6 protein-coding genes are annotated in these 9,672 nt (G+C 39.4%); all 6 read right to left on the minus strand.

The window, feature by feature from the left end; genetic code table 11:
• Positions 1-9: 9 nt before the first annotated feature.
• From RMX89_RS07760 to RMX89_RS07785, 6 genes are read right to left on the minus strand one after another with little or no spacing between them, the layout of a single operon-like run.
• Positions 10-1,431: a condensation domain-containing protein gene (locus RMX89_RS07760; protein ID WP_322688518.1), complete on the minus strand. Its 1,422-nt coding sequence runs from the start codon at positions 1,429-1,431 to the stop codon at positions 10-12.
• Positions 1,428-6,134 carry a non-ribosomal peptide synthetase gene (locus RMX89_RS07765; protein WP_322688519.1) on the minus strand — a complete coding sequence of 1,569 codons (4,707 nt, stop codon included), beginning with the start codon at positions 6,132-6,134 and terminating at the stop codon, positions 1,428-1,430. The genes RMX89_RS07760 and RMX89_RS07765 overlap by 4 nt, the downstream gene beginning before the upstream one ends.
• Before the next feature lie 38 nt (positions 6,135-6,172).
• On the minus strand, positions 6,173-7,243 hold the full coding sequence (locus RMX89_RS07770) for an HAD-IIIC family phosphatase (protein WP_322688520.1): 1,071 nt from the start codon (positions 7,241-7,243) through the stop codon (positions 6,173-6,175).
• A gap of 4 nt (positions 7,244-7,247) precedes the next feature.
• The gene (locus tag RMX89_RS07775) at positions 7,248-8,432 is read right to left on the minus strand and encodes an acyl-CoA dehydrogenase family protein (RefSeq protein ID WP_322688521.1); all 1,185 of its coding nucleotides are present in this window, start codon (positions 8,430-8,432) and stop codon (positions 7,248-7,250) included.
• A 45-nt stretch (positions 8,433-8,477) separates the two neighbouring features.
• Positions 8,478-8,729, minus strand: coding sequence for an acyl carrier protein (locus RMX89_RS07780; protein ID WP_322688522.1), 252 nt, complete (start codon positions 8,727-8,729; stop codon positions 8,478-8,480).
• A gap of 56 nt (positions 8,730-8,785) precedes the next feature.
• Positions 8,786-9,649 carry a 3-hydroxyacyl-CoA dehydrogenase family protein gene (locus RMX89_RS07785; RefSeq protein WP_322688523.1) on the minus strand — a complete coding sequence of 288 codons (864 nt, stop codon included), beginning with the start codon at positions 9,647-9,649 and terminating at the stop codon, positions 8,786-8,788.
• Positions 9,650-9,672 lie beyond the last annotated feature (23 nt).

Genomic DNA, 9,672 nt, shown 5'->3' on the forward strand with positions numbered 1-9,672 from the left:
GTTTCAATATTAAATTATTTTATTAGTCATTGAAGTGTTCAAGATATAATCGAAATCTAATGACATTTCTTTTTCTAATATTAACAATTCAATATGGGGTTTTTGCTCTGTAAGCAACAATAACTCCTGAAGACGCACTTTCGGATTCGTTACTATACCTTCGAGCAATATTTTGAAATGCTCCAATATATTAATTATTGTTGCCGCATCAAAACGGCGAAAATCATAATTAATTCCAATCGTCAGTTCTGAGCCAGGATACCCAACTATATTTAAAGGATAGTTTGTTTTGTAATAGCTAGTTTGCTCAGAGATGTTTAGACTTCCCCATTCTTGCAGAAACTTGCCTGTTTTTTGGTTCTCGAACACCACAAAGCTCTCAAACAAAGGCACATTACCCAGCACTTTACTGCACTTTTGAATATCTACCAGTGGAGAATACTCATACTCTCGAACTTCTATCAATTGAGTTTGTAATTGCTGAAGCCAAGGTAATAAATACTCCTCCAAATCTATCTTGATGTGGACTGGTAAGGTATTAACCATTTCTCCTACCATTGACTCCGATCGCTCTAAATCTACTGGGCGACCAGAAGTAGTACAGCCATAAGTTACATCATTTTTACCACTGTAGCGACTAAGGAGTATGGCCCAAACTCCCTGAACTATTGTATTCATAGTCAGGTGATGCTGTCTTGCTAATGAATCTAGATTTCTTGTAGTTGCTTCCGATAGACTGATTTGTATATCCTCGTAGCGTTCTTCTAGATTGGACAAGTTGTTTGAGTATAGGTTAGTTAAGGGAGTAGGCTCTTTTACTTCATTGAGTTGCTGTCGCCAAAATTCCTCTGCTTTGGATAAATCCTGCTGTTTCAACCATTTGATGTAATCTTTAAAACAACTGCCGTCTACTAAGGGTGCATCTTGACCCCGACAATATGCTTCATAAATTTCAATCACATCATTTAATACCAATGGATATGACCAACCATCGAGAATGATTAGGTTGCTACTCCAAACAAGATAGTAAACATCTTCTTGAATCTGGATTACAGCCACACGCATTAGAGGTGCTTGGGAAAAATCAAACCGCCGGGAGCGATCGCTGTTGAGAAAAGACTTTAAACGCTCTTGTTGTTCTAATGGATCGAGTTCCTGCCAATCCTGGTACTCTACAGGTACTTCTACTTGCTGATGCACAACTTGTAATGGTTTATCCAATTCTTCCCAATAGAAGCTGGTACGCAAGATTGTGTGCCGGGTTGCTACTTGCTGCCAAGCGTATTTAAAAGCAGCAATGTTCAGATTGCCACTAAAAGTGTAGACAAACTGTGAATGGTATAGTCCCATTTCTGGAGTGTGCAAACCGTGAAACAGCATACCATGCTGTATTGGAGATAGTGGGTATATGTCTTGAATATCTTCTTTCATAGTCTTTTATTTTTACTCCCTCGGTTGATTTTCTCTAAAAACAGATCGAGGTCTTGTTGATTGAAGTCTGCTTCTGGAAAGTCAGAAGGTGTATATCCTCCGACTTCACGAGAATGACAATGAGTCATAAGTATTTGCAAAGCTTCTACAAACCCTTGTGCTAATCGTTCAATAGTCCTTCGTCGATGTATTTTTTCGCTGTACGTCCAATCCACTCTCAACTGGTTATTAACTACCAAAGCGTTGATATTGAGCATATAGGCCTCGCGGTTGCAAAGGCTGCGCGTTTGTCCTTGGGAACCTTGAGAGATTTTAAATATTGATGAGTCGGAAAATGTTCGATCGAACTGACCTAGATAATTGAAGACCACCTCAGCTTGTGGAAGCGATCGCAGTGACTCTACTCTGGCAGTATCCTTACTAAGGTAACGTAGGACACCATAGCCCATCCCCTTATTTGGAATGCTCCGCAGCTGCTCTTTGATCGATTTCAAAGCCTCTACGGGATGAGAGATTGTTCCCAAATCTAACAGCACAGGAAAAATAGATGTAAACCAACCTACTGTGCGCGACAAATCGACATTATCAAAAATCTCTTCCCGCCCATGACCTTCTAGAGCTAGTAATAGGGAATTATTGCCAGTCCATTGAGAAAAAGCTTGTACTAGCGCCGCGAGCAAGACATCGTTAATTTGTGTATTGTAAGCTTTTGGTACTTCTTTTAGCAAGATTTGAGTCTGTTCCTCAGTCAAAAAAATCGAGATGTTCTGAGCCGAAGCCACTGTATTGTCGCCGTCAGCAAAATCGACTGGCAAAGGAGCAATTTTTTGCCAAGACTCTCTCAGCCAATAGTCCCATTGTTGCTGGAGAGTAGCTGATTGTGCATATTCCTGTAGACATTCCGACCAGTATTTAAACGAAGTTGTCTTTGCTGGTAGTTGCACTTTCTTGCCTTGGCTTATCAGTTGGTATGCTGTTTCCAAGTCCTCCAGTAAAATTCGCCAAGAAACGCCATCTACGGCTAAATGCTGAATGACTATCAGCAAATGGCTTGGTTGCTGCCCTAAGTCGAACAGAGCAACTCGGATCAATGGGCCTGTTGAGAGATTAAGACTGGCTTGTAATTTGGTAGCAGCTGTTTCGATGGCTAATTCTTGTTCGCTTGCTGATAGGGCAGAGAAATCCAAGTGTGTCCAGGAGACTTCTACATCAGGGCTGGCTATAACCTGTTGCCAGCTAGACTCTGTTTGTTCAAAGCGTAAGCGGAGAGCATCATGGTGTAACAGTAGTTGCTGTACGGATTTTTCTAATACAGCTAGGTCAAGAACTTGTTTAACTTCTAGTAAGACTGCTTGATTCCAGTGGTGGGGTTCGAGTAGATTCTGTTCAAAAAACCAGTATTGTATTGGTGTCAAAGAAGCTAAACCTGTAATCAGTCCTTGTTCAGCTTGTTTTATCTTTTTCGCAACTGCCACACTTGCCAAACCAGCAACTGTTTGATGTTGAAATAACTGTTTAACTGCCAGTTGTAGACCAGCTTGTTTGGCTTTGGTGATAACTACAATGGCAAGGATCGAATCCCCACCTAACTCAAAAAAGTTATCGAAAATACCCACTTTATCCACACCAAGTACTGCTGCCCAAATTTCAGCCAGCTTGGTTTCTACGTAATTACGAGGGGCTAGTAGTTCTTTGTCTTCAGGTCTTATTGTATCAGGTGCTTTGAGTGCTTTACGGTCAATCTTGCCATTAGGTGTTAATGGTAACATCTCTAATATGACAAAAGCTGTTGGCACCATGTAATTTGGCAACTTTGCCTCTAAAAAATCGCGCAGTTCAGAAATCGTTAGCGTTTGCTCTGAGTTCGGGACTAGGTAGGCAACTATTTGTTGAGAATCTGTTTCCAAAGAATGAACCGTAACTACAGCTTCTCGGACTTTGGGATATTTAATGATGAGTGCTTCAATCTCCCCCAATTCAATGCGAAAACCACGTATTTTTACTTGATAGTCAATGCGACCAATGTATTCTATCTCTCCACTTGGTAAATAGCGTCCTAAATCCCCAGTTTTATACAACCGTTCCCCTGGTAGATTCGCGTAGGGATTGGGAATAAATTTATCCGCAGTCAGTTCTGGTTTGTTGAGATAACCACGGGATAAACCTGCACCACCAATATACAACATCCCTGGCACGCCTACAGGAACAGGTTGGTAATTTTTATCTAATAAATAAATCTGCGTGTTGTGAATCGGACGACCAATAGGTGGAATGTTGTTAGTATCTTTGTGTATCCAGGCAGATGTTGAATAAGTTGTATCTTCAGAAGGGCCATATAGGTTAAAAACCTGTTGTATATTATCCTGCTGATAAAGTTGTTGTACGAGTTGATTATGAAGTGGTTCACCGGCGATATTGATCGTCTGCACTGAAGTTGGAATGCTATCAGTTCTTAATAACTGTGAAATTACACTTGGGACAGTATTTATTAAGGTTACATTTTGAGCTGTTGGCAAAGTTGGTAAATATAGTGCGTTCTCGATTAAAATTACCTTGCCACCGCAACACAGAGGAACAAACACCTCGAACACCGAAAGGTCGAAGCAAATTGAGGTTGATGCTAAAACACCTTGCATAGCTTCAATTGCAAAGGTTTTGTTTGCCCAATCGAGCATTGCAACTGTGCTAGCGTGTTTAATCATTACACCTTTTGGTCTGCCCGTTGAACCAGAAGTATAGATGACATAAGCTAGGTTGTCAGTAGTTACTTCAGAGAATAAATTTTCTTGGCTTTGTTGGGCTACTAGATGCCAATCAGTATCTAAACAAACGACTTTAGCTTTGTTTTGGGGCATTGCCTCTAGGAGCAACGCAGTAGTCAGCAATACTGGCGCTTGGGCATCTTCTAGGATAAATGCTATGCGTTCTGGTGGATAGGCTGGGTCTATAGGTACGTATGCACCACCTGCTTTCAGGATACCTAATAGACTAACAATCGTAGAGAGCGATCGCTCTACACAAATCCCAACTAATATCTCTGGCTTCACTCCCAGCTTTTTCAGATAGTGCGCTAGTTGATTTGCTTTAGCATTCAGTTCGCAGTAGGTTAATTGCTCATCTTCAAATACTACTGCTACAGCATCAGGTGTGTGTTCTACTTGCGCTTCAAACAACTGATGAATACATTGTTGTTCAGGATATTCAACCTGAGTGTTATTCCACTCCACTAGCTGCTGATGTAACTCTTCAGCCGTCAATAGTGGTAAGTCAGATAATCTTGCTTGTGGATTTGCAACAATCCCCTCTAGCAAATTACGAAAATGCTCTACTATCCGAATAACGGTTTCAGCATCAAACAAGTCAGTGTTATATTCTAAAAACCCCCGCAACTCTGGCTGTGCGTCTACTAGATGCAGCGTTAAATCAAATTTAGCAGTCTGACCGTGCGTCGGGAGCCAATTCAGAGTCAAACCAGGTAGTGTCAGTTCCTTTTGAGTGTCTTCCTGCCAAGCAAACATTACCTGAAACAAGGGCATCTGACTGAGATTTCTATCTGGCTGAAGTTCTTCCACTAATTGCTCGAAAGGTATATCTGCATGAGCGTATGCACCCACGCATACCTCGCGCACTTTATTCAACAATTCTAAAAAACTTGTATTACCAGAAAGATGAGTCCGCAGCACAAGGGTATTGACAAAAAAACCAATCAGCCCTTGAATTTCAGCTTGGTTGCGGTTAGCAATTGGGGAGCCAACGCAGATATCTTCTTGCCCTGTGTAACGGTACAGTAAAGCTTGAAATGCTCCCAGTAGCGTCATAAACAAGGTTACTCCTTCCTGATTGCTCAAGGATCTGAGCATATCAGTTAGGCTCGCTGATAGCTCAAAAGAAGCAATTGCGCCTCGAAAGCTTTGAATTGGCGGTCGTGGGCGATCTGTGGGCAAAGCTAAAGTTGAAGCATCTGCCAATTGTTGCTTCCAATAATCAAGTTGCGTCTTTTGTAATTCCCCTTGTAACCACTGACGCTGCCAAATAGTAAAGTCTGCGTATTGAATAGAGATATCAGGCAGGGGAGATGCTTTGCCGATGGAAAAGGCTTCATAGAGTCCTGCTAATTCACGAATCAGCACTCCTATAGACCAACCATCAACGGCAATGTGGTGGATTGTGAATAGCAGCAAGTATTCTTCGGCACCTGTTTGTAGCAACATGACTCGCAGCAACGGGCCAGTCACTAAATTAAAAGGTTTTTGAGCTATTTCTGTTGTTAACCGTTTAACTTGTGCTTGCCGTTTCGCTTCTGACATCGAGAGCAAATTCACCACTGGCAGCGTCACAGTTACAGCAGGATGAATAATTTGAATTGCTTCTTCCTCAAGCATCTCAAAAGTAGTACGTAACGCTTCATGACGCCGCACAATCTCATTGAGACTTCGCTCTAACGCATCCACGTTAAGCGCACCTACAAGCTGTACACACGCTAGTTCGCTGTAGTAAGGATTGTCGATATCTAACTGTTGAAGAAACCACAGCCGTTGTTGGGCAAAGGATAGGGGAGCAGGACTTATTTGAGAACGTTTTGGAATAACTTTTAATTGAGAGCGAGAGTCAACTTCACCGCGCAATCGCTTTGTGAGAAGCGCCTGTTGAGCGAGTGAAAGCTTTGACCGCCGTTTTAAAATTTCATCTTTTCTTGTTTCCATAATCCCCCCTATCAAACTACGATAACTAGCAGTACCTTCTAATCCATAATTTTGACCTTGACATATTCAGGAATAGGCTGTATTCGCGTTAGATCGTTTTCTAAAATCTCCAAATCTCCATTTTTTTCAATCTCCTGAAAACCTGCAAATTTATAAGATATATACATCATTCGATTACGATTATTGGAAACAAATTCAGCCCGCAAACGAACATTATTATTATTAGCTAATGTCATAATATGATTTAGCATAATTGTGCCGACACCTCTGGACATAACCCGACAAGACATCAGCAAAAGCTTCAGAGTCCATACAAGCTCCCCACATTCCAAAAGAGCTAGCCCAATTTTTCCATAACTACCATATTTATCTTCTAAACTAGCAATTAGTATTTTATGCCGTTCAGATTTTCGAAAATGATTCAGTTCCTCATAGGAGTATGTATAACCAGTTGTATTTAATTGATTAGTTCTTAATGTTAACTCTTCGGCTCTTTGTAAATCATCTTCTTGAGCATCAGAAATAGTAAAAGTCATATTTAGTGTAGCTAAAAATTCGTCTTGAGTACCAATAAATTCTTTTTCCGAATTATTTCGTTCAATATCACTAATATACATTAATCTTCTCAGTTTTGAATCCTCTGTAATAAAACGAGGATTCATTTCTGGTTTATCTAAGATATTCGTTAAATCAGTTACATTAATACAATGTACTTCCGGAAGGGAAAAATTCACTTCTTCAAGTTCAAATAACTGGTCATCGATAAAGGCAAATACATCGATACCAATATTGAGCGATTTAGCAATTTCTTGAATAGAACTCGATTTTGAATTCCAATTGATTTGGGGATAGAGAAAATATTCGTGTAGCCCAAACTCCTGGATTTTTTCCATTGCTCTGGCATAGTCATTTTTGCTGGCAATAGACTGCAAAATACCTCGACTATCTAATGTTTTGATAATATCGATTACATCGGGGAACAGGTAAACACAGTCATCCTCTAATAAAACACCATCCCAAAGCGTGTTATCTAAATCCCAAACTACGCATTTGATAGTTTTTTTATCGACTTGTTGAGCGCTTGAGATTTCAGTGTTTGTGCTAATCATATTCTCACATCATTGCCAGTAAGTTTTGAGAATTGGCAGTGGAAACAGGTTTTGATATGTACTCCTGATAACCGTAATCAGCGATGGTAATCTGTTGTATTTGTGTACTTCCTTCAATGATTTCCATAATTTTGGCATCTCGGAAATATCTAGCAACCGAATATTTATTAGTACAACCATTAGCGCCGTGAATTTGTACGGCATCATTTGCGACTTTAGTTGCTGTTGTAGATGCAAAATATTTGGCGATTGAAGTCTCTGTGATGGAATTGGGATCGCCAATTTCTTTCAGATAGCCAGCTTGATAGCATAATAATCTTGCTGCTTTCACATTGACTATCATCTCGGTAATCATTTGCCGAATTAATTGGTGTTCTTTCAAATAAACATCGAACTGCTTTCGTTCACTCGTGTAATGAATGCAGTCTTCTAGACAAGCTTGAGCAATACCTACAGAACCCCATGCCACACTATATCTTCCATAATCTAATGCAGAAGAAGCTATATAAGAGAAACCAAAACCCAATCTGCCTACCAGGTTTTCTTTAGGAATTCGACAATCTAGAAAGTTTAATTGAGCAAGCATTGAAGCCCGAACACCTAATATTCCAGAAATAGGTTGTATTGAAAATCCTGGACTATTCTTTTCAACTAAAAAAGCAGAAGGTTTACCCGAACATTGGGCAAATACCAAAAATACATCTGCAATTTGTCCGTAGGTAATCCATTTTTTATTTCCATTTAAAACATAAGAGTCACCAGAAAGTGTTGCTGTGGTTTCTATACTTTTGGCATCGCTACCTACGTTTGGTTCACTTAAGGCAAAAGCAGCTATAACTTCACCGGATGATAATTTTGGTAGCCAATACTCTTTTTGAGACTTATTACCCCATCGACAAAGAGCATAAGAAACCATACTGTGAACTGTGAGCAAACTCCGTAGAGAAGAACATCCTCGTCCAACTTCTTCATTAAGAAGACCATAGGTGATGATATCCATACTTTTGCCACCAAATTCTTCAGGTAATATTGCACCCAAATATCCTTGATGAGCAAACTTTTCTATAACTTTTGAAGAGGTACACTCTTCTTGGTCGAAGGAATTTGCATGAGGTATAATTTCTTCGTTTACGAAACCTCTAAATTTAGATTTATCATCTTTTTGTTGAGATGTCAACTCAATTTTCATGATTATTACTTGTTTGGTGGAAAAGATTGTAATTTTTATATTTATTCATTTTTGTGCGACTAAAATTGTTTTCCGTTCAACTAAACGAGTCATAGAATTTATAGTTCTGAAGTTATCAAGTTCCAGGTCTTCATTGTCAATAGTAATTTGAAACGCTTGTTCGATAAATAAAACAAGTTGCATTGCAAACATGGAATTGACAAAACCAAGGGCAAAGATATCTTCATCTAACTGCAAATCATGATTTCGGAAAAATCGGGATAAAAATTCTCTAATTTTTACTTGTATTTCTGACATTTTTCAATTTGCCTTGATTTTCAGAATGACTAAGGACTTTGTTTTAATATCCAATTTCAGATTGCTCCATTGTAAGTATAAAAACCTTGCCCACTCTTGCGACCAAACAACCCGGCATTTACCATTTTTTTCAGTAATTGACAGGGTCTATATTTGCTGTCGTTGAAACTTTCATACAAAACTTCGATAGAAAAAAGAATCGTATCCAATCCAATTAAGTCAGCAGTTTCTAGAGGACCCATCTTGTGCCCAAAACAACTTTTAAAAATTCTATCCACTTCTTCCACTGAAGCAACTTGGTCTTGTAGCAAGAAAATTGCTTCATTAATCATCAACATGAGAACTCGATTAGAAACAAAACCTGGCGCATCATTGACAAGGATGCTTTCTTTACCCATCTGAGCCAGTAATTCTTTCGCTGTTGAGATTGTTTCATCAGATGTGTGATACCCGCGAATCATTTCAACCATCGGCTTCATGGGAACCGGGTTCATGAAATGCATACCAATCACTTTATCAGCACGCTTAGTTAATGAAGCAATGCGAGTAATTGGAATAGCAGATGTATTAGCTGCAAATATAGTTTGTTCTGAACAAATCGCATCAAGCTGTGCGTATACTTTCTCTTTAATATCCCACTTTTCGGTGACATTTTCAATCACAAATTCTGTATCTTCAAGAAATTTATAATTTGTAGAAAATTTAATTCTTTGAAGAGTGGTATCAGGATCGTCTACTTTTTCATTTTTATTGAAAAAACCTTGAAAACGGATATTATTTCTGATTTGTTTGTTAGCAGCTGACAAAATCTCTTCGGAAATATCTACTAAAATTACGTGATGACCGCTCTGGGCGAGGCTTTGAGCTAACCCAATTCCCATCACACCTGCTCCGACAACACCGACAGTTTGGATTTTCATAATTTTATCCTGCAATGACTAAC

It is taken from the genome of Nostoc sp. DedSLP04, assembly GCF_034530775.1.
GTDB lineage: Bacteria > Cyanobacteriota > Cyanobacteriia > Cyanobacteriales > Nostocaceae > Nostoc.